Consider the following 19,619-nt stretch of genomic DNA (forward strand, 5'->3'; position numbering starts at 1 on the left):
ATTGCCATGATCAATGCTATGAACGGCCCCTTCGCACAATTGCACACACTTCCTGCACAAACCGAACAACCTGCACCGGTGCGCAACAAGCGAAGCCTTGAGCCATTTGCCGAAGAGAGAAACACCCTTGACCACATCGGCGCCTCTGCCAGCGACCGGGGTCGTAATAACTCCGGAGGCCTGGACAGCCTAGGCCGCGGCAACCTGCTTTAATTAGACCTGGCCGGAGGGCGGCACCGCCGCCCTCTCACGTTGTTTCTCCTTAACAAAACACTGACATCCACTGCGCTACCCTTCGCGCTTTAACCTTGCCCTGAGCCGCTGCCTTGATGCCTCACCCCGACACACTTCCTGCTGTACTCGCCGGCCCGTTGCTGCGACGCCTGGAGCCCCGGCGCCTGCTGATGTGGCTGGTGGGAAGTCGTGCCCTGGCATTGACCCTGAGGCTGCAACCCGCCCAAGGCGAGAGGCTGGATATCGAACTGGACGCCAGCCGTTGCCAGGTCGTGCCTGTCGGGCGCCAGGCCTTTATCCACTTGATCGACGTGCCGCTGGCCGACGCCCTGCCCCAGGACGTGAGCATCGGCTACGACCTGCTGGTAAACGGAGCCGGCATCGCCGAGTGGGCACCGCACCTGCTCTACCCGGGCGCCCAAACCCCGAACTTCGTCCTGCACAGCCGCATCCACCAATTGGTACACGGCTCATGCCGTAAGCCCCACCACCGTGCCGAAGAAGGTTTGCTGTGTGTTGACCGACTGCTGGCCGAGTCGACCACGGTCGAAGAACGCCCAGCCTTGTTGATGATGAGCGGCGACCAGGTCTATGCCGACGATGTCGCCGGGCCAATGTTGCGCGCCATTCATGCGCTGATCACACGCCTCGGCCTGTTCGACGAACACCTCGACGGTGCCGTCGTCGACAACAGCGCTGCACTCTATGAGCATGCCGCCAGCTACTACCATCGAGCCGATCTGTTGCCCGCCCTGGAGAGCAACGAGACCCTGCGCGAGCGGTTTTTTGGTGGCGTGAAGAAGCCGATTTTCACCAGCAGCAGCGCCGACAACCACCTTGTAACCTTCGCCGAAGTCATGGCGATGTACTTGCTCGCCTGGTCACCCGTGTCATGGGGCCTGATCAACCCGCAAGCGCCGCAACTGCGCGCCGAAGGGCACGTACGCTACGCCCACGAGCAAGTGCAGATCGACAAGTTTCGGGACGGCCTGGGTGGCGTGGCCAGGGTTATGGCCCACCTTTCGTGCCTGATGATCTTCGATGATCATGACATCACCGACGACTGGAACCTCAGCGCCCAATGGGAAGAAACGGCCTACGGCCATCCGTTCTCCAAGCGCATCATCGGCAACGCGCTGCTGGCTTACATGCTGTGCCAGGGCTGGGGCAATAACCCGGATGTGTTTCACACAGTAATAGGCAAAACCCTGGCCCTGACCACGCAAACCCATGGCAACTACCTGGATGCTGATGCGCAGGATGAGCTGGTAGACGAACTGCTGAAATTCCAGCAATGGCATTACGTGCTGCCCACCACGCCCGCGCTGGTAGTACTCGACACCCGCACCCGACGCTGGCGCAGTGAGTTCAACCTCAAGCAACCGTCCGGCCTGCTGGACTGGGAAGCCTTGAGCGAACTGCAACAGGAACTGCTGGACCACCCTTCGGCGATCATCGTGTCACCGGCGCCGATCTTCGGCGTCAAGCTGATTGAGACCGTGCAGAAAGCCTTCAGCTGGTGCGGCTACCCGCTGCTGGTAGACGCGGAAAACTGGATGGCCCATCGCGGCGCGGCGCAGGTGATCCTCAACATCTTTCGCCATTCCCGCACCCCGGGCAATTACGTGATCCTGTCCGGAGACGTGCACTACTCGTTCGTCTACGAAGTGCTGATCCGCCACCGCAACGCCGGCCCGAAGATCTGGCAGATCACCAGCAGCGGCATCAAGAACGAATTCCCACCGCGTCTGCTGGAATGGTTCGACCGCCTCAATCGCTGGCTCTACTCGCCCAGCTCGCCGTTGAACTGGCTGACACGACGCAGACCCATGCAGGTAGTGCCGCATATTCCGGAACACGCCGAGGCGGGTGAGCGGCTGTGGAACTCTGCAGGGATCGGGCAGGTGTTTTTTAACCAGCAAGGGCAGCCTGAGGCGATCTATCAACACAATGCCAATGGTGCGCCGAAGACGAGGATGGTGCCGCCAAATTAAAGGCTGCCTCCTAACAAGTAGTGGCCTTGAGCCACACCCTCGACTAGACCAAAGCACCCCTTTCTAAGCGCCAAAGCGCCGTTGTACAGTACCGTCAGCCACGGAGTATCGGCGTCAACAGTAACTGGCCATGAGAGCCAGCCCCACGCAAGGAGTGCGCAATGGACGATACATCCGGCCAAGAACCCTCAAGGAGCGACTTTACCGACCTCAACGCCGACATGCTGCACGCCATCATGGAGCTGGTCAGCGATGGGATCTGGGACTGGAACGCCAACAGCGGGTTCGTCTACCGCAACCCCGGCTGGTACGAAATGCTCGGGTACGCCCATCACTCCCTGGAAAACAGCGTATTCACCTGGGAAAACGTGATTCATCCCGAGGACTACCCTCAGGTGATGGTGCTGTTCGATAACTACATCAACCGCCGCACCACTCACTATCAAGCCGAATACCGCTGCCGCAAGAAAGACGGCTCCTACTTGTGGATCGAAGACCGTGGCTACGTGATCTCACGGAACGACGACGGCTCGGTAGCACGCATGGTCGGCGCCCACCGCAGCATCCAGGCACGCAAACAGTCCATCGAACAGTTGGAACGGCGCAATCAATCCCTCGAAGCCCTGGTGGCCGAACGCACCCGCGAGCTGTCGCGGGTCAATCAACAACTGCAATTGCAACTGGATGAGAATCGCTCCCTGGCCGAACGCGACGCGTTGACCCACGTGGCCAATCGTTACCGCCTGGAGCGTGCCCTGCTGGAAGAATGCGATCGCGCCCAACGATTTCGCCTGCCGCTGTCGCTGATTGCCATGGACGTTGATGACTTTAAGCCGATCAACGACCAGCACGGCCACGCCGTCGGTGATGAAACCCTGGTGCATGTGGTGCAATGCCTGGAAGCCTGCTTGCGCCACGGCGACTTGCTGGCCCGCTGGGGCGGTGATGAGTTCATGGTGATTGTGCCCAAAAGCACGTTGGAAACCGCGCGGGAACTGGCCGAGCGGATGCGCTGTGTGCTCAAGGAGCTGCCCGCCGTGGGCAATTTCAAAGTAACGCTGAGCCTGGGCGTGGTGGAGCGGCGCAACGAAGAATCACCCACAAGCCTGATGGCCAGGGCCGATCAGGCGTTGTATCGCTCCAAGGCGGCGGGCAAGGACACCGTGTCTGAGTAAACCTTCAGCGAACCGGCGGCGCGTACTGGATGCCGCCGTTGCTCCACAGCGCATTCAGGCCACGCTTGATCTTCAGCACACTGCCCTGGCCGATGTTGCGCTCGAACACTTCGCTGTAGTTGCCCACTTGCTTGACGATCTGCACCACCCAGTCCTTGCGCAGTTTCAAGTCCTTGCCGTAGTCACCGTCTGCGCCCAGCAGACGGGCGACGTCCGGGTTCTTGGTGGACTTGGCCTGCTCTTCGACGTTCTGCGAGGTGATGCCCATTTCCTCGGCGTTGAGCATGGCGAACAACGTCCACTTGACGATGCTGAACCACTCGTCGTCGCCCTTGCGCACCAACGGGCCCAGCGGCTCCTTGGAAATGACTTCCGGTAACACCACGAATTCATCCGGGTGAGCCATCTTGATTCGCTGGGCGTACAGGCCCGACTGGTCGGTGGTCAGCACGTCGCAGCGGCCGGCCTCCAGGCCCTTGGCGCTTTCGTCGGCGGTGTCGAAGGTGATCGGCGTGTACTTCAGGCCGTTGGAGCGGAAGTAGTCCGAGACGTTCAGCTCGGTGGTGGTGCCGGCCTGGATGCAGATGGTCGCGCCGTCCAGGTCTTTGGCGCTCTTCACACCGAGCTTGGTGTTCACCAGAAAGCCGATGCCGTCGTAGTAGGTCACGCCGGTGAACACCATGCCCATGCCGGCGTCGCGGGAACTGGTCCAGGTGGTGTTGCGGGAAATCAGGTCGATCTCGCCAGACTGCAACGCGGTGAAGCGTTCCTTGGCGGTCAACTGGCTGAACTTCACTTTCGACGCGTCACCAAACAGCGCGGCGGCGACGGCGTGGCACACATCCACATCGATGCCGGTCATCTTGCCGTTGGCGTCCGGCACGCCAAAACCCGGTAAACCATCGCTGACCCCACACTGGATAAAACCCTTCTTCTGGATCGCATCCAGGGTCGCCCCCGCCTGCGCGCTCCCGGCCAACCCCAATACTGCGGCGGCGGTGAATGCCGCCAACGTGGACTTCATATTCTTCATGCAAGGCGCTCCCTGTCGGTCTTTATTATTCGGCGCCAAAAACCCGCGCCGTTTATAGTGTTGCCGTTCAGTATCAACGGCTTTACACCTTGGCCACAAACGACGTTTAGGCAAAGGCTCCTTCCGATTTGGAATGAACTCGGCTATTTGAAAGGATCTGCGATCCCGTGATTTCGAAACGCTTGACCCCTTCGATGACTGCCCTGCAGTGCTTCGAAGCAGCCGCCCGCCACTTGAGCTTCACCCGCGCCGCCGAAGAGCTGCACCTGACCCAGAGTGCGGTGAGCAAGCAAGTGGCGCAGCTGGAAGAGATGCTCTGCCACCCGTTATTCCAGCGGGTGCGCCAGCGTTTGTACCTGTCGCCGGCAGGCTCGCTGTACCTGGAGGAAGTGCGCAAGATCCTCAACCAGGTGGATATTTCCAGCCGCTACATCCTGACCTACGGCGGCGAAACCGAAGTGCTGCGCATCGCCACCCAGCCAACCTTCGGTGACCGCTGGCTGGTGCCCAAACTCAAGGATTTTGCCGCGCGCCATCCCAATATCCACCTGGACGTGCGCAACGAACTGGAGCCGTTCGACGTGTTGCAGGCCAAGGCCGACATCGCGTTCTTCTTCGGCCAGGGATCGTGGCCGGGAGCGACCTGCATCGAGTTGTTTCGCGAAGCCGTGGTACCGGTGTGCGCACCCGGGTTTGTTGCCGCAGGCAGCGACGCCTCGTCCCGCCACACGTTGCTGCAATGCACCTCGCGTCCCGAAGCCTGGCACGAGTGGTTTCTGGAACAAGGCCTGCATTCACAAAACAGCTACCACGGGCCGCGCTTCGACACGTTCTACATGTGCATTCGCGCGGCGCAATCGGGGTACGGCGTGGCGTTAGTGCCGCAGTATCTGGTGGCCGAGGAATTGGCGAACGGCAGCCTGATGATCCCTTGGGATTACGCGATGCCCAGCGCCGGCGCGCACTTTATCGCCCATGCCGAACATGCCGGGGGGATTCCAAAAGTGCAGGCGTTTTTGAGCTGGATGGTGGAGTACACCACAGCACATCCCGACTTTTAATAATGACCCGGCGACTTTATTTCGTTTGCGGGGCAAGGCGGCTCACGGCTTAGATAAAAGGACGCATCCTATTCTTGAGTCCCGGATCCATGAGCCGCGAAACCATCAGCCAGTCGATTTCCATCGTCCACCCCATCAGCCTCAGCCATGGCAAGAACGCCGAAGTCTGGGACACCACGGGCAAGCGCTACATCGATTTCGTCGGTGGCATTGGCGTACTCAACCTGGGCCATTGCCACCCGCGCGTGGTCGAGGCGATCCGCGAGCAGGCGACAAAGCTCACCCACTACGCCTTCAACGCCGCGCCTCACGCGCCCTACATCGAACTGATGGACCGCCTCACCGCGTTCATCCCGGTGGATTATCCGGTCAGTGGCATGCTCACCAACAGTGGTGCGGAGGCGGCGGAAAACGCCTTGAAAATTGTCCGGGGCGCGACGGGCCGCACGGCTGTCATTGCCTTTGACGGTGCCTTTCACGGACGCACCCTGGCCACCTTGAACCTCAATGGCAAGGTCGCGCCGTACAAACAAAAAGTCGGCGTACTGCCGGGGCCGGTGTTCCACCTGCCATTCCCCAGTCGCGACAACGGCGTAACCTGCGGCGAAGCGCTGAAGGCAATGGACCGCCTGTTCAGCGTGGAAATCGACGTCGACGACGTGGCCTGTTTCATCATCGAACCGGTGCAGGGCGAAGGGGGCTTCCTGACGCTGGACGTGGAATTCGCCCAGGCACTGCGCCGCTTTTGCGACGAGAAAAACATCCTGCTGATTGCCGATGAAATCCAGTCCGGCTTCGGCCGTACCGGCCAGCGTTTTGCGTTCTCACGCTTGGGCATCGAGCCTGACCTGATACTGCTGGGCAAAAGCATCGCCGGCGGTGTGCCGCTCGGCGCAGTAGTGGGTCGCAAAACGTTGCTCGACAACCTGCCCAAAGGCGGCCTGGGCGGCACCTATTCCGGCAACCCGATTGCCTGCGCGGCGGCGTTGGCGACCCTGGATGAAATGACGGATGAACACCTGAAAAGTTGGGGCACGCAGCAGGAAGAAGCCATCCTCAGCCGCTATGAATCATGGCGTTCGAAAAAGCTCTCGCCGTACCTCGGCCGCTTGACCGGCGTGGGCGCCATGCGTGGTATCGAACTGGCCAACGCCGACGGCAGCCCGGCACCACAACAACTGACCCAACTGCTGGCCCTGGCCCGCGACGCTGGTTTGCTGCTGATGCCCAGCGGCAAATCACGGCACATTATCCGCCTGCTGGCGCCGTTGACGATTGAGGCAGCGGTGCTGGAGGAAGGGTTGGATATTCTTGAGGAGTGTTTGGTGAAGTTGGCTTAGGTCAACCCACGACAACAAAACTGCAATTATTTTAGCTGTAACACTACAAAACAGCCAAAATAATTGCAGATCCATTGCTCACCAATAGTGCTATTATTCCTGCATATTCTTCTCGAAAGCGCCGGAATAATTGCACCCATGGCCAACAAAACCGCTCCGCTACTCCCTATGACCCAGCAATTGCTGGCGGACTTGGGCGAACGCCTGCGCTTGGCGCGCTTGCGTCGCAAGCTCACCGCCAAACAAGTGGCGGAGCGTGCCGGTATGTCACTCATGACCCTGCGTGCATTGGAGCGAGGCTCTACGGGAGTGACCATCGGCGCCTACCTGTCCGTATTGCAAGTGCTCGGGCTCGAACAGGATGTAGCCTCGATCGCTGAAACCGACACAGTAGGACGCCATCTGCAAGACGCCGCGCTTACAAACAAAAAGCAGGGGGCAACCAAGCCTCGCGTGAAGAAGGCTGCACACACGTCTTCTGTCAGCATCGCGCCCCCAGTCTCCCCCCAGGCACAAACGGCCTCGAAACTTTCGGCCCTGATCGTCAACCCCGTCAGCCGTTCCAGTGACGAGTCATCCAAGCCATGACCCGTATTCTCGTTTATGCCGACTGGGATGGGCTCGATCATGCCCGTCGCCTTGGCGTACTGCATGCGCGCCAAGGCGGTCCAAGTGAGTTGTTTGAGTTTGAATACGACCGTGAGGCGCTGGCTGATCCGCAGTTGGGCCTGACTCAACTTGACCCGCGCCTAGGCTTGTTCGAAGGCCCGCAGTTCCCCCCGCAAGGTCGCGATACCTTCGGTGTATTTGCCGACTCCAGCCCCGACCGATGGGGGCGCATGCTGATGAAGCGTCGGCTGGAACGCGATAAACGAACGGCAAGAGTTGCACCCCACACTCGGCTTATGGAGTCAGACTTCCTGTTGGGTGTACACGATACCTTCCGCGTCGGCGCGTTGCGTTTCAAGCAAGATGAGAACGGCCCCTTTCTGGACAATCAGGACAGCCTGGCGGCGCCGCCACTGATCAAACTGCGGGAACTGGAAGCAGCCAGCCGCGCCCTGGAAAACGATACCGACAATACCGCCGTCGAAGGCACCGACTGGCTGCGGATGTTGATCGCACCCGGCGGCTCGCTGGGTGGCGCACGCCCTAAAGCCAGCGTGGTCGACCCCGATGGGCATCTCTGGATTGCCAAGTTTCCGAGCCTGCGCGATGAGCACGATGTGGGAGCCTGGGAATACATCGTTGGGTCTCTCGCCGAGGGCTGCGGTCTGCGCGTCGCCCCCATGGATGCAGAACGCTATGCCAGCGAGCATCACTGCTTCAGGGTTAAACGTTTTGACCGGTCTGCTCAGGGGCGACGTTTGCATTTCGCCTCCGCCATGACCTTGACCGGGCATACCGATGGTGACGATGCCTCGACTGGCGTCAGCTACCTGGAACTTGCGCGGGTGTTGATCACGCAAGGCGCCGATACCCAAGCTGACTTGCGCGAACTGTGGTGTCGAATTCTGTTTAACGTGTTGGTTTCCAATACCGATGATCACTTGCGTAACCACGGCTTCCTGCTGGAACCGGGACGGGGATGGCGGCTCTCTCCTGCCTACGATATGAATCCCGACCGTTACGGTCATGGCCTGAAACTCAATATCAGCGAACATGACAACGCTATGGATCTGGAGTTGGTGCGATCAGTCGCCGGGATCTTCAGGGTGCCACTCCCGGAGGCCGACACGCTTATCGAACGTTTCAGGGGCGTTGTGAATCAGTGGCCAACGCTGGCCAATGCAGTGGGCATCTCAAGACGTGAGCAGGACGAAATGAGCCCCGCCTTCAAGTTGTCCAAAGGCGCACAATGACCCAGCGACGCCACTATTACCAAATCCGAAAGAATCCATCTTCCGTTTAGCCCTTTCTCTCCCCGCGTCGGGGCTTTATCCTTGTCGGCAACAAACTGAAACGTTTCATCATTCCATAAAACATCGTCCGCCCGTGTTCAACGCCTTTGTGCGAACGCGCCAGGTCGCTGTTGGCGTTTCAAAACCATAAAATATTAAGACCCCATTTTGCCTATGCCTGCTTTCCCAAACCTGCGCCTGTGCGCTGCGCTGCTGCCTTTCGGTCTGGCCACCTGTGCCCAAGCCGCTCCTGCCTTTGACGCTGAATCACCGTGGATGCTGGGTGATTTCGGCGGAGCTCGGACAGCGCTGTCTCAAAAAGGCTACGACTTCAAGTTCGACTACACCGGCGAGATGGGCAGCAACCTGCACGGCGGCTCAGACCACGACCGCACCGCGCGCTACAGCGATCAGTTCGGCCTGGGCACGCACCTGGATCTGCAGAAGATCCTCGGCTGGCACGACGCCGAGTTCCAGTTGACGGTGACCGAGCGCAGCGGCAACAACATCACCAACGACCGCGTCAACGATCCGCGTGTGGGCGGGTTCACTTCCTCCCAGGAAGTCTGGGGCCGTGGCCAGACCTGGCGCCTGACGCAGATGTGGTACCAGCAGAAGTTCTTCGACCAGAAGCTCGACATCAAGGCCGGCCGTTTTGGCGAAGGCGAGGACTTCAACAGCTTCCCCTGCGACTTCCAGAACCTGGCGTTCTGCGGCTCGCAGGTCGGCAACTGGGTGGGCAGCATCTGGTACAACTGGCCGGTGAGCCAGTGGGCGCTGCGGGTCAAGTATCACCTGACGCCCGAGCTGTACGCCCAGGTCGGCGCCTATGAACAGAACCCGTCCAACCTGGATCGCGGCAATGGCTTCAAGCTCAGTGGCAGCGGCACACAAGGCGCCCTGCTCCCGGTGGAACTGGTGTGGACACCCACGCTCAACGGCCTGCCCGGCGAATACCGCGCCGGTTACTACTACAGCAGCGCCAAGGCCAGCGACGTCTATAAAGACCGCAACGACCAGCCGGCAGCCCTCAGCGGCGAGGCCTATCGCAGCGCCTCCAGCAAACACGGGGTGTGGCTGGGTGTGCAACAGCAAGTCACCAGCCTGGCTAGCGACCATTCGCGAGGCTTGAGCGTGTTCGCCAACGGCACGATGCACGACAAGAAAACCAACGCTGTGGATAACTACGTGCAGGCCGGCGTGGTCTACAAGGGCCCGTTTGACGCCCGCGCCAAGGACGATATCGGCTTTGCCGTGGCCCGGGTGCACGTCAACCCGGCCTATCGCAAGAACGCCGAGGCGAGCAACCAGGCCCGTGCGGTGTACGACTTCGATGACCCGGCCTATATGCCGATTCAACACACCGAATACAGCGCCGAACTCTATTACGGCATCCACATCACCCACTGGCTGACCGTACGCCCGAACCTGCAATACATCCGTCACCCCGGAGCCGTGGCCCAGGTGGATGACGCGCTGATCGGCGGGATCAAGCTGCAAAGCTCGTTCTGATTCTGAATAAAGCTAATTTGCCCTGAACCAAGCCTGCGCCGGAACGTCATCTACAGTGAACTGTGCGCAATCAATTCAAAACGTAACGGAGAACCACACTATGAGCACTGATGGTGCTTCAAGTCCAAGTCGCCTGCTGCCCAGGCTACTGGGGATCTTGCTGCTGATAATGGGCCTGGCCTTGTTGGCCGGGGGGATCAAGCTGAGCATGCTCGGCGGGTCGCTGTATTACCTGCTGGCCGGTCTCGGCATCACCGTCACCGGTCTGTTGCTGCTGGCAACACGCCGCGCGGCGCTGGGCTTGTACGCACTGGTGCTGTTTGCCAGCACCGTCTGGGCGCTGTGGGAAGTCGGCCTGGACTGGTGGCAACTGGTGCCGCGCCTGGCGCTGCTGTTCGCCCTCGGCATCGTCATGCTGCTCCCGTGGTTCCGCCGTCCATTGCTGCGTGGCCAAGCCGCGCCGCTGGGCACTGGCGCCCTGAGCGTCGCCGTCGTGCTGGCCGGTGCTGCTGCCTTGGCCAGCCAATTCACCGACCCGGGTGCCATGGTCAAAAAAGGCCAACTGGACCGCGATGCGGTGCCAGGCATGGCCAGCGCCGCGCCAGCTCAGGCGGATGGTGACTGGAATTCCTATGGCCGCTCGGCCTTTGGTGACCGTTACTCGCCACTGGCGCAGATCACCCCGGAAAACGCCCACAAGCTGGTGCCAGCCTGGACGTATCGCACTGGCGATATTCCTGGCCCAGGCGATCCCGGTGAAACCACCGCGGAAAACACCCCGCTGAAAGTCAACGGCATGCTCTACGTGTGTACACCACACAGCCAGGTCATTGCCCTGGACCCGGACACCGGCAAGGAAATCTGGCGTTTCGACCCGAAGATCAGCAGCGAGGGTGCTGCCAACTTCAAGGGTTGGGCGCACATGACCTGCCGTGGCGTGTCGTATCACGATGACGCGGTCTACGCTTCCGAGCAGAGCCCGACTGGCAGCGCCAGCCCGGCCGCCGCGCCGAATGCCTGCCCGAAACGCATCTTCGTACCTACCGCCGACACCCGTCTGATCGCCCTGAACGCCGACACCGGCAAGATGTGCGAAGACTTTGGTGACAAAGGCCAGGTCGACCTGCGTGCCAACATCGGCACCTTCGCCCCGGGCGGTTACTACTCCACCTCGCCACCGGCCGTTACCAAGAACCTGGTAGTGATCGGCGGTCACGTGACCGACAACGTCTCCACCGACGAGCCAAGCGGCGTGATCCGTGCGTTCGACGTGCACACCGGCAAGCTGGTGTGGAACTGGGACAGCGGCAACCCGGACGACACCACCCCGTTGGCCGAGGGCAAGACTTACACCCGCAATTCGCCAAACATGTGGTCGATGTTCGCGGTGGACGAAAAACTCGGCATGCTCTACCTGCCGATGGGTAACCAGATGCCCGACCAGTACGGCGGCGACCGGACTCCGGACTCCGAGAAGTACAGCGCCGGCCTGACCGCCCTGGACATCGACAGCGGCCACGTGAAGTGGACCTTCCAGTTCACTCACCATGACCTGTGGGACATGGACGTGGGCGGCCAGCCTTCGCTGGTCGACATCAAGACCGCTGATGGCGTGAAGCAAGCGGTAATGGCGTCGACCAAGCAAGGCAGCATCTACACCCTGGACCGCACCAACGGTCAGCCAGTGGTGCCGATCAATGAAATCCCTGTACCGCAAGGCGCAGTGGCCGGCGATCACACCGCACCGACCCAACCGAAATCGGACCTGAACTTCATGCCACCGCCCCTCAAGGAGCGTGACATGTGGGGCGTGACGCCGTTCGACCAGATGCTGTGCCGGATTGATTTCAAATCCATGCGCTACGACGGTCCGTTCACCCCGCCATCGCTGCAAGGCTCGATCGTTTACCCGGGTAACTTTGGCGTGTTCGACTGGGGTGGCATTTCCGTCGACCCGGTTCGCCAGATTGCTTTCGTGAACCCGAGCTACATGGCGTTCAAATCGAAACTGATCCCGGCCGCCGACATCGCCAAGCAAGGCCCACGGGTCAGCGAAACCGAAGGCGTGCAGCCGAACAAAGGCGCGCCGTACGGCGTGATCCTCGAAGCCATGCTGTCGCCACTGGGCCTGCCGTGCCAGGCGCCAGCATGGGGTTATGTGGCCGCGGTCGACCTGACCAACCACCAGACCATCTGGATGCACAAGAACGGCACCGTGCGTGACAGCTCGCCGGTTCCGATTCCACTGACCATGGGCGTACCAAGCCTGGGCGGGACCTTCACCACGGCCGGTGGCGTGTCTTTCCTCAGCGGTACCCTTGACCAGTACCTGCGTGCCTATGACGTGAAAAACGGCAAGCAACTGTGGGAAGGCCGCCTGCCAGCAGGCGCGCAAACCACACCGATGACCTACACCGGCAAGGACGGCAAGCAGTACGTGCTGGTCATGGCCGGCGGTCATGGTTCCCTGGGTACCAAGCAGGGCGACTATGTGATGGCGTTCAAACTGCCGGACTAAGTAACAGCGGCAGCAAGACAAAGGCGGCTACCTCATGGGTAGCCGCCTTTTTTTGTGTTCACACCGGCACACGTTCGCGGCGCATCCACATTTCGAACGCCATGGCGTTCAGTGGCCGGCTGATCAGATAGCCTTGGGCCGTGTCGCACTTCCAGAGTTTGAGCAGCTTGAGGCTGGGCTCGAACTCCACACCTTCAGCCACCACTTTGAGCCCGAGGTTGTGGCTCATTTCGATGGTCGAGCGCACGATCACGCCGTCGCCGGAGGTGCTGTCGAGATTGCGCACGAACGACTGGTCGATCTTCAGTTCCTGTACCGGCAAGCGTTGCAGTTGCGCCAGGGATGAGTAGCCGGTGCCGAAATCGTCCACCGACAGGCTGATGCCACAACCGCGCAATTGCTCCAGCACGCTGAGGGCCTGGGCCGGGTTGTGCATGATCGCGCTTTCGGTGATTTCAAAAATCAGTTGCCGGGCCGATACGCGGTAGCGCGCCAACAGCTCGGTAACGCGCAGGGCCAGGCTGTCATCGGCCAGGTCATCCACCGAGATGTTCACCGATAACTGCACTTGCAGCCCGCGCACCTCCCACTCGGCCAATTGCCGAATGGCTTCTTCGATCACCCAGTGGGTAAGGCTACCCATGCTGCCGGTGCGCTCGGCCAGGGGAATGAACTCGGCGGGCGATACCAGCCCAAGGGTCGGATGCTGCCAGCGCAACAGCGCTTCGGCCTGGCGCACATGGCCATGGTGCAAGTCGAGCTTGGGCTGATAACACAGGTGCAACTCGCCCTCCGCCGCCGCTCGGCGCAGGTCGCGGATCAGCGTGATCTGGCGTTGGTGGGCGAGGTCGCGGTCTTGTTGGTAGATCTGTAAATAACCCGGTAACGCGGCCGCATCGTGGCGGGCAAGCGCGGCGCGGCTGATCAGCTCTTCAACCTGCTGGCCGTCGGCCGGGTACGCGGCGATGCCGATGCTCACCTCGTGGCGCAGTTCATCGCCGCCGATGCGCTGGGGCTCGGTCAGCAGCCCATACAGGCGGTCAGCCAAGGCCACGACACGGTCGATCTCGGTGTTTTCCAGCAGCAGTAAAAACTCGCTGCCGGTGATGCGCGCGGCGGTGTCACTGGCCGAGAGGCTCGACAACAGGCAGCGGCTGGCTTCGCGGAGCATTTCTTCCACACCTTCCGGCCCATAGCTTTCATTGATCACCCGGTAGTTTTCAATCCCCAGGTACAGCAACACCACGGGCCGGCCGGCGCTGATGGCACTGCCCAGGCGCTCCATGGCCAGCGCCCGGTTGGGCAGGCCGGTGAGCGGATCGTGCAGGGCGTTGTGGGCCAGTTGCCGTTCGCGCACGGCGATCCCGGTTTGCATGGCGTTAAAAGCCTGGGCCAGCAGGCCGAACTCATCATGGCTGCGCACCCGCACTGGCGTACGGTAATCACCGGCACCGATGCGTTCGGCGGCCTGCACCAGCGCATTGAGTGGGCGCGAAACCCTACGCGCCAGGAACAAAGCGCCCGCCAGCGACACCAGCAGCACCACCAAGGCGATTGCGAGAAATTGCCGGTCCAGCGGCGCGAAGGATTCAAGGGCGTGGTCCAGCGGGCTTTGCAGCAGCACCCGCACCTCACCGCCGTCTGCGGTGTTACCCAGCGGCAACACCTGGCTGAGGTAACGCTGGCCGTGAAACAGGTTCAGTTGCGCCTTGGAATTGATGTACGGCGCCTGCAAGTCAGCGGCAATTGATGCCTGCAGTGCCTCGGGCTGAGTGCTGAACAGTTCGCCGGGCTGGCCGTGCTGCGCACTGAGGAACGACACCTCAAGGTTGCTCATGGAGCGCAATTCACTGGCGAAGATTTCGTCCATGGGGAAGCCCATGGCGACACGGGCAATCGGTGTGAGGTCGACGACGTCCTGTTGCACCAGCAGAAAAGGCCGGCCATCCAGGGCTACGATCAACATTTGCAGGCCGCTGCGCCGGGCCTGGCGCAAGGCATCGTTGTAGGGAAAAGGCTGGCCCGGGGTCAGCGCCTGTAACGTGCTGACCATCACCTTGCCGTCGAGGCCCAGCACAAATACTTCACTGGACGTCAGGCCGGTGCCATGCCGGCGCAGGGCGGCGAGAATCTCGGCGGGCTCACCCTCGGCGACAGACTGGCGGAAGGGCAGGTCTGCCGTGAGCCAGTTCAAGCCGTATTGCAAACGCCGGCCACGCAGGTCGAGCAGGCGTTCGAACACCTGGCTGCCGGTTTCCAATTGCACTTGGGCCTGGTTTTCGACGGCGTGATTGGTCGCGGTCTTCACCGCGAAATACACCGCCGCCACGACCACCAGTAACAGCAGCGCCAGCACCCCGGCGATCCGGGTTTGAAACGTATGGCGCCACCGCATTTTGTTGCCCTCTGGCAACGCCTGTCCCCTCCAGTCGAAACGTCCCTTCGTCATACGCGTCCCTCGCGACAGCTGAACTGGCGTCAAATAAATTTCCTTTTTTAAAAGGACATTCGAACTATCCAGACTAGCTGCGCAAGAGAAGATGTGCACCCAATAAATACGGGAGTTTCACGTCATTAATTTGGCGGCATACCGCCATTCCTACATCCGCGCCCGCATGAAATCGCCCCAGCGCCGCACCAGGTAGTTGTGCTCGTCCATCACCGAGTTCCACACCGCGATATGCCCCATGCGTTGCTCATAGGAGCCACCGTCGCGGACTTCGCCCACATCAATCAACGGTAAGCCATCGCTGCCCAGCAGCTCTTCCCGCGCGGGCTGGCCGGCGTACCAGTAATCCCACTCGGCGCTGCTCATGTGATCACGGCTACGAGCCGGGTTGCCGATGTAATAACCCTGGCGCGCCATTACCGCACCTGGCCAGCCGGACAGCCACCAGTTGAGGTAGGCATAGGCCGCATCCAGCACCGGGCCCTTGGCATGGCGCGACAACGACAACCCGCCGAACCAGGCGCGATAACCTTCACGGGGCACCGCCAGGCGATACTTGACCCCGGCCCGGTGCAGGCGCATCAGGGTCGGTGACCACAAACTCTGGATGTCGATGCTCGGGCTGAGCATCAGTTGCGCCGCCTCTTCGTCATCCGACCAGAACGCCGCGAAGTGCCCTTCCTTCTGCTTGCGTACCAGGATATCCGCCAGCACATCGATCTCTTCGATGCTCATGTTGCCGATGTCCTTGAAGCTCGCGAGCCCCGCGCCTTGCACCGCCAGTGCCGCGTCGAGGGCGCCGATGGCGGCGTCACTCTGCAGCGCGGTGCGTGCGCCCCAGGCCGGGTCGAGCAGCCAGCCCCAGCTCTCATTGGCGCGGTTGAACCCTTCGGGCAAGCGCTCGGGGCGGTAGGCGAAACTGTCGGCGTTGTGGGTCAGGGGCAACATGCTGATGCGTTCGGTCACGGTGCTGCCGAGGCTGCCATCGTGCTGCACGAACAGGCGCTCGCTGGGCACACTGCCGCTGCCGAGGCGGTCGTTGGCGGACAAACGTCCGCGCTTGGGCAGGTCGTTGATCTCATGCCACAGCGCGATGCGCCGGGTGTCGATCGGCTGGATCGCCCGGGCCGGCCACACGAAATCGACGTTGTGAAACCACTGGTCGTAGAGGTCGTAGCTGTCCGGCTGCATCACCGCAATCCGCTGGGCCTGCTCGACATCGTGCACCTGATACACCAGGCGAATGCCCAGCTCTTTTTCCGCTCGCACACGCAGGCATTCGAGCAAGGTCACCGAGGTACCGAGGACGCGCAGCGTGATCATGCGGCGAACCTTCTGGAGAACACTTCAAAGGAACGACGCAGCAACGCCGGGTCGAGACCGCGCAGAATAAACACCAGGCGTGATTGCCGATCGGTCCCCGGCCAGGCAGGCAGGTGAACCGGGGCATGCAGGCAATGCTGCACGCCGTGGATAACGATGGGGGCCGAGCTTGCGTTCACGTTGAGCAGTCCTTTGACGCGAAGAATACGTTCGCCGTGGCATCTTAACAGCATCGATAACCAGACCCCGAACCCCACCCAATCCAGCGGCTGGTCGAAGGTCAGGCAACAGACTTGCGCGGCGCCGTGGTTGGCGGCGGTGGTTTGATGGAGTTTCCAGCGACTGACTTCGGCCGCAGGTTCGGCGCTGTGCAGGCCTTCGCCAAGCAGCAGTTGTTCACCGCTGTCGACGTCACAGGTATTGAGGATCGGTGTACCGGCGTTCAGTGCCTGCAAGTGCGCGCGCAACGGTCCGCAGTCTTCGACGAGGTCGGTCTTGCTCAACAGCAGGCGATCGGCGGCGGCCACTTGCGCCAGCCATTCGGGGTGCAGGCGTTCTTGCAAGACGGCGTGGCTGGCGTCTACCAACGTCACGACCAGGCCGATATGAAAGCGCCCGCGAAGCTGCACGTCGTTATTCAAGGTGGCGAGGATCGGCGCCGGATCCGCCAGGCCGGTGGTTTCCAGGATCACCCGTTTGAAGGCTGGAATCTCGCCGCGCTCACGGCGCTGCAACAGGCCGAGCAAGGCGTCTTTCAACTCGCCGCGAATCGAACAGCAGACGCAACCGCTGGGCAGCAGCACGGTGTCCGGCGCGACTTCTTCCACCAGCAAATGGTCGATGCCGACGTCGCCGAATTCATTGATCAGCAACGCTGTGTCGCCGAGGCTTTCGCCTTGCAGCAGGCGCTTGAGCAAGGTGGTCTTGCCGCTGCCGAGGAAACCGGTGATGACATTTAGAGCGATGCTCATCTTTCTACCTCGTTGCTGGCCCCCTGTAGGAGCGAGCTTGCTCGCGAAAAACCTGAGAACGCCGCGTTCAACCAGAGACGGCGCGTTATCGTTGACGTTTTTCGCGAGCAAGCTCGCTCCTACAGAAGACCCTGTTCCAAGTGGTCGAGTAATTTGGGGTCAAGAGGATCCAGCGGCCGACCGAGCATGGTCTCTGCCGCCCGCCATAGCTGATCCAGGCCGCTGGCCAGTTCCTGTTTGCCGGTGGCGCCCAGCAGTAGATAGGACGCGCCCTGGAAGTCTTCGACCTTGAGCCGGAACACCGCCAGCACCTGGTTGATCGCCGCGATGCGGCGCAGGCGTTCGCGGCGACGGGGCAGCTCATCGCCCAAGGGATCGCTCCAGTGCAGGTCTTCGCCCAGCAGGCCGCAAAGTCCGCACATGCTTAGTGCCCGCTCATGGCATGACATCGCCGGAGTTCGGGCCCAGGGTCTGGCCGACGAACAGGTTGCCGCCGGGCTCGCTGGCCAGCAGCACCGCGGTGGGCGCAACTTCATCCGCCAGGCCGAAACGACCCAAGGGCAACTCGGCAGCCTTGGCGCGTTTCCAGGTGTCGCTGATGCCGCCTACCAACGGCGTCTCAATCGGCCCGGGCGCAATGGCGTTGACCAGAACGTTGTCCTTGGCCACTTCCAGCGCGAGGGATTTGGTGAAGCCGATCACGCCAGCTTTCGCCGCTGCATAGTGCGTCAACTCGGCACCGCCCTTGATCCCCAGTTGCGAGGCGATGTTGATGATCCGGCCCCAGCGCTGGCCAATCATGTGGGGCAAGGCGCGCTGGCTGGCGACGAACACGCTGGTGAGGTCGACGCGCAGCATGTCGTTCCACATGTCGATGGTCAGGTCGACGCACCGGGCCTGGGTCAGCATGCCGGCGTTGTTGACCAGGATATCGATGCCGCCGTAGTGGGTGACACAGGCATCGACGCTGGCCTGGGCGCCGTCGACAGTACCGATATCGGCCACGCACTCGAGGACTTCGGCACCGAGGTTGCGGCAGGTGATGGCAGTTTCGGCGAGGGTTGCGGCGTCGCGGTCGGCCAGCAACAGGCGTGCGCCTTCGACGGCGTAGGCACGGGCGATGGCAGCACCGATGCCGCTGCCGGCGCCGGTGATCACGGCGCGGCGGTTAGAGAGTTGGGGCATGGTGAACTCCTCAAATAATCAAACGGCGAACGCGGTCAAAAATGTGGGAGCGGGCTTGCTCGCGAAAGCGGAGTGCCAGCCAATACATGCGGAACTGATCCACCGCATTCGCGAGCAAGCCCGCTCCCACATTTGGAGCGAGCCCGGCTTAAAACCGGGGTTAATCCGGCCAGCGCACGGTCAGGCCACCATCAATCACGATGCTCTGCCCGGTGAGGTAACTCGATTCCTCACTGGTCAAAAACCGCACCAGAGACGCGACTTCATCCGCCCGCCCTACCCGACCCAGCGGGATTGCACGCGCCGCTTTCGCCAGGCCTTCCGGCCCCAGGGAGTTCTTCGCGTCCAGCGACTGGGGCGTCTCGATCAACCCCGGAATCACCGCGTTGCAACGAATCCCCAACGGCGCCAATTCCACCGCCAGCGACCGACACAACCCCGGCACGCCGGCCTTGGCGGCCGCATAGTGCGCATGCTCCTGCCAGCCATACACGCCACCGGCAATCGACGAAATCGCCACCAACGCACCGCCTTCACTCATGTGGCGGGTCGCCGCGCGGAAGGTGCGCATCACCCCGGTCAGATCGACGTTGAGCATCTCGTTCCACAACTCGTCAGTCATCTCCAGCAGTGGCGCACGGCGCAGCAATCCGGCGTTGGCCACTGCGTAATCGAGGCGACCGAAGTGCTGGACCGCCTGCGCCGCCAGGTTATCCACCGACGCGGTATCGCCCACGTCCAATGGCAGCATCAGGCATTCACCGCCGGCCTCTTCCACCAGCGCAACTGTGTGATGCGGGTCATGGGGATCGGCCGGGTAATACCCACCCACCACCGCCACGCCACTGCGGGCATACGCCACCGCGAGGGCCTGGCCGATGCCGCTGGCGGCACCGGTAATCAATGCAACTTTACGACTCATC

The 19,619-nt window shown here is 61.6% G+C and carries 16 protein-coding genes; 9 read left to right on the forward strand and 7 right to left on the reverse strand.

The features are described 5' to 3' along the window. Nucleotides 1-6 precede the first annotated feature (6 nt). The 3 genes from AU074_RS28820 to AU074_RS28830 all read left to right on the forward strand — a co-directional run bounded on the left by AU074_RS28820 (nt 7) and on the right by AU074_RS28830 (nt 3,403). Complete coding sequence (locus AU074_RS28820; RefSeq protein WP_076017579.1) at nt 7-213, forward strand: hypothetical protein; 207 nt, start codon at nt 7-9, stop codon at nt 211-213. A gap of 116 nt (nt 214-329) precedes the next feature. Then, nucleotides 330-2,228, forward strand: coding sequence for an alkaline phosphatase D family protein (locus AU074_RS28825; protein WP_076017580.1), 1,899 nt, complete (start codon nt 330-332; stop codon nt 2,226-2,228). A gap of 161 nt (nt 2,229-2,389) precedes the next feature. Continuing rightward, entirely contained in the window at nt 2,390-3,403 is a 1,014-nt protein-coding gene (locus tag AU074_RS28830) for a sensor domain-containing diguanylate cyclase (RefSeq protein ID WP_076017581.1), read from the forward strand. A gap of 4 nt (nt 3,404-3,407) precedes the next feature. On the opposite strand, the gene AU074_RS28835 is transcribed toward AU074_RS28830, so the two are convergent. Then, nucleotides 3,408-4,436, reverse strand: a complete 1,029-nt coding sequence (locus tag AU074_RS28835; protein WP_076017582.1) for an amino acid ABC transporter substrate-binding protein — start codon at nt 4,434-4,436, stop codon at nt 3,408-3,410. Nucleotides 4,437-4,630: 194 nt separating this feature from the next. On the opposite strand from AU074_RS28835, the gene AU074_RS28840 reads away from it, so the two are divergent. The 6 genes from AU074_RS28840 (at nt 4,631) to AU074_RS28865 (ending at nt 12,768) form a co-directional block, all read left to right on the forward strand. After that, nucleotides 4,631-5,497, forward strand: coding sequence for a LysR substrate-binding domain-containing protein (locus AU074_RS28840; protein ID WP_218585910.1), 867 nt, complete (start codon nt 4,631-4,633; stop codon nt 5,495-5,497). 89 nt (nt 5,498-5,586) lie between these two features. Beyond that, entirely contained in the window at nt 5,587-6,837 is a 1,251-nt protein-coding gene (locus AU074_RS28845) for an aspartate aminotransferase family protein (RefSeq protein ID WP_076017583.1), read from the forward strand. Nucleotides 6,838-6,975: 138 nt separating this feature from the next. Next, a complete protein-coding gene (locus tag AU074_RS28850) occupies nt 6,976-7,425 on the forward strand; it encodes a helix-turn-helix domain-containing protein (RefSeq protein WP_076017584.1) in 450 nt (149 codons plus the stop codon). Beyond that, complete coding sequence (locus AU074_RS28855; RefSeq protein ID WP_076017585.1) at nt 7,422-8,699, forward strand: type II toxin-antitoxin system HipA family toxin; 1,278 nt, start codon at nt 7,422-7,424, stop codon at nt 8,697-8,699. Before AU074_RS28850 ends, AU074_RS28855 begins: the two co-directional genes overlap by 4 nt. Before the next feature lie 213 nt (nt 8,700-8,912). Continuing rightward, entirely contained in the window at nt 8,913-10,250 is a 1,338-nt protein-coding gene (locus AU074_RS28860; protein ID WP_076017586.1) for a carbohydrate porin, read from the forward strand. A gap of 100 nt (nt 10,251-10,350) precedes the next feature. Beyond that, a complete protein-coding gene (locus AU074_RS28865) occupies nt 10,351-12,768 on the forward strand; it encodes a glucose/quinate/shikimate family membrane-bound PQQ-dependent dehydrogenase (RefSeq protein WP_076017587.1) in 2,418 nt (805 codons plus the stop codon). Between the two features lie 58 nt (nt 12,769-12,826). Here the strand turns inward: AU074_RS28865 and AU074_RS28870 are convergent, their stop codons facing one another. The 6 genes from AU074_RS28870 to AU074_RS28895 form a co-directional block, all read right to left on the reverse strand. Beyond that, nucleotides 12,827-15,163, reverse strand: a complete 2,337-nt coding sequence (locus tag AU074_RS28870; RefSeq protein ID WP_076017588.1) for a bifunctional diguanylate cyclase/phosphodiesterase — start codon at nt 15,161-15,163, stop codon at nt 12,827-12,829. A gap of 204 nt (nt 15,164-15,367) precedes the next feature. Beyond that, entirely contained in the window at nt 15,368-16,540 is a 1,173-nt protein-coding gene (locus AU074_RS28875) for a PotD/PotF family extracellular solute-binding protein (protein WP_076017589.1), read from the reverse strand. Continuing rightward, nucleotides 16,537-17,511 carry a GTP-binding protein gene (locus AU074_RS28880; RefSeq protein ID WP_076017590.1) on the reverse strand — a complete coding sequence of 325 codons (975 nt, stop codon included), beginning with the start codon at nt 17,509-17,511 and terminating at the stop codon, nt 16,537-16,539. Before AU074_RS28880 ends, AU074_RS28875 begins: the two co-directional genes overlap by 4 nt. 119 nt (nt 17,512-17,630) lie before the next feature. Beyond that, a complete protein-coding gene (locus tag AU074_RS28885) occupies nt 17,631-17,933 on the reverse strand; it encodes a hypothetical protein (protein ID WP_076017591.1) in 303 nt (100 codons plus the stop codon). Nucleotides 17,934-17,946: 13 nt separating this feature from the next. Then, nucleotides 17,947-18,696, reverse strand: coding sequence for an SDR family NAD(P)-dependent oxidoreductase (locus AU074_RS28890; protein ID WP_076017592.1), 750 nt, complete (start codon nt 18,694-18,696; stop codon nt 17,947-17,949). A gap of 160 nt (nt 18,697-18,856) precedes the next feature. Continuing rightward, on the reverse strand, nt 18,857-19,618 hold the full coding sequence (locus tag AU074_RS28895; RefSeq protein WP_076017593.1) for an SDR family NAD(P)-dependent oxidoreductase: 762 nt from the start codon (nt 19,616-19,618) through the stop codon (nt 18,857-18,859). Nucleotide 19,619 lies beyond the last annotated feature (1 nt).

The sequence above is a fragment of the Pseudomonas sp. ATCC PTA-122608 genome (assembly GCF_001952855.1).
Lineage (GTDB): Bacteria > Pseudomonadota > Gammaproteobacteria > Pseudomonadales > Pseudomonadaceae > Aquipseudomonas.

Excerpts from the sequence above, each read along its gene's own strand:
- AU074_RS28820 (WP_076017579.1), top strand. The coding sequence starts at position 7 with ATGATCAATGCTATGAACGGCCCCTTCGCACAATTGCACACACTTCCT.
- AU074_RS28825 (WP_076017580.1), top strand. The coding sequence starts at position 330 with ATGCCTCACCCCGACACACTTCCTGCTGTACTCGCCGGCCCGTTGCTG.
- AU074_RS28830 (WP_076017581.1), top strand. The coding sequence starts at position 2,390 with ATGGACGATACATCCGGCCAAGAACCCTCAAGGAGCGACTTTACCGAC.
- AU074_RS28835 (WP_076017582.1), bottom strand. The coding sequence starts at position 4,436 with ATGAAGAATATGAAGTCCACGTTGGCGGCATTCACCGCCGCCGCAGTA.
- AU074_RS28840 (WP_218585910.1), top strand. The coding sequence starts at position 4,631 with ATGACTGCCCTGCAGTGCTTCGAAGCAGCCGCCCGCCACTTGAGCTTC.
- AU074_RS28845 (WP_076017583.1), top strand. The coding sequence starts at position 5,587 with ATGAGCCGCGAAACCATCAGCCAGTCGATTTCCATCGTCCACCCCATC.
- AU074_RS28850 (WP_076017584.1), top strand. The coding sequence starts at position 6,976 with ATGGCCAACAAAACCGCTCCGCTACTCCCTATGACCCAGCAATTGCTG.
- AU074_RS28855 (WP_076017585.1), top strand. The coding sequence starts at position 7,422 with ATGACCCGTATTCTCGTTTATGCCGACTGGGATGGGCTCGATCATGCC.
- AU074_RS28860 (WP_076017586.1), top strand. The coding sequence starts at position 8,913 with ATGCCTGCTTTCCCAAACCTGCGCCTGTGCGCTGCGCTGCTGCCTTTC.
- AU074_RS28865 (WP_076017587.1), top strand. The coding sequence starts at position 10,351 with ATGAGCACTGATGGTGCTTCAAGTCCAAGTCGCCTGCTGCCCAGGCTA.
- AU074_RS28870 (WP_076017588.1), bottom strand. The coding sequence starts at position 15,163 with ATGCGGTGGCGCCATACGTTTCAAACCCGGATCGCCGGGGTGCTGGCG.
- AU074_RS28875 (WP_076017589.1), bottom strand. The coding sequence starts at position 16,540 with ATGATCACGCTGCGCGTCCTCGGTACCTCGGTGACCTTGCTCGAATGC.
- AU074_RS28880 (WP_076017590.1), bottom strand. The coding sequence starts at position 17,511 with ATGAGCATCGCTCTAAATGTCATCACCGGTTTCCTCGGCAGCGGCAAG.
- AU074_RS28885 (WP_076017591.1), bottom strand. The coding sequence starts at position 17,933 with ATGTGCGGACTTTGCGGCCTGCTGGGCGAAGACCTGCACTGGAGCGAT.
- AU074_RS28890 (WP_076017592.1), bottom strand. The coding sequence starts at position 18,696 with ATGCCCCAACTCTCTAACCGCCGCGCCGTGATCACCGGCGCCGGCAGC.
- AU074_RS28895 (WP_076017593.1), bottom strand. The coding sequence starts at position 19,618 with ATGAGTCGTAAAGTTGCATTGATTACCGGTGCCGCCAGCGGCATCGGC.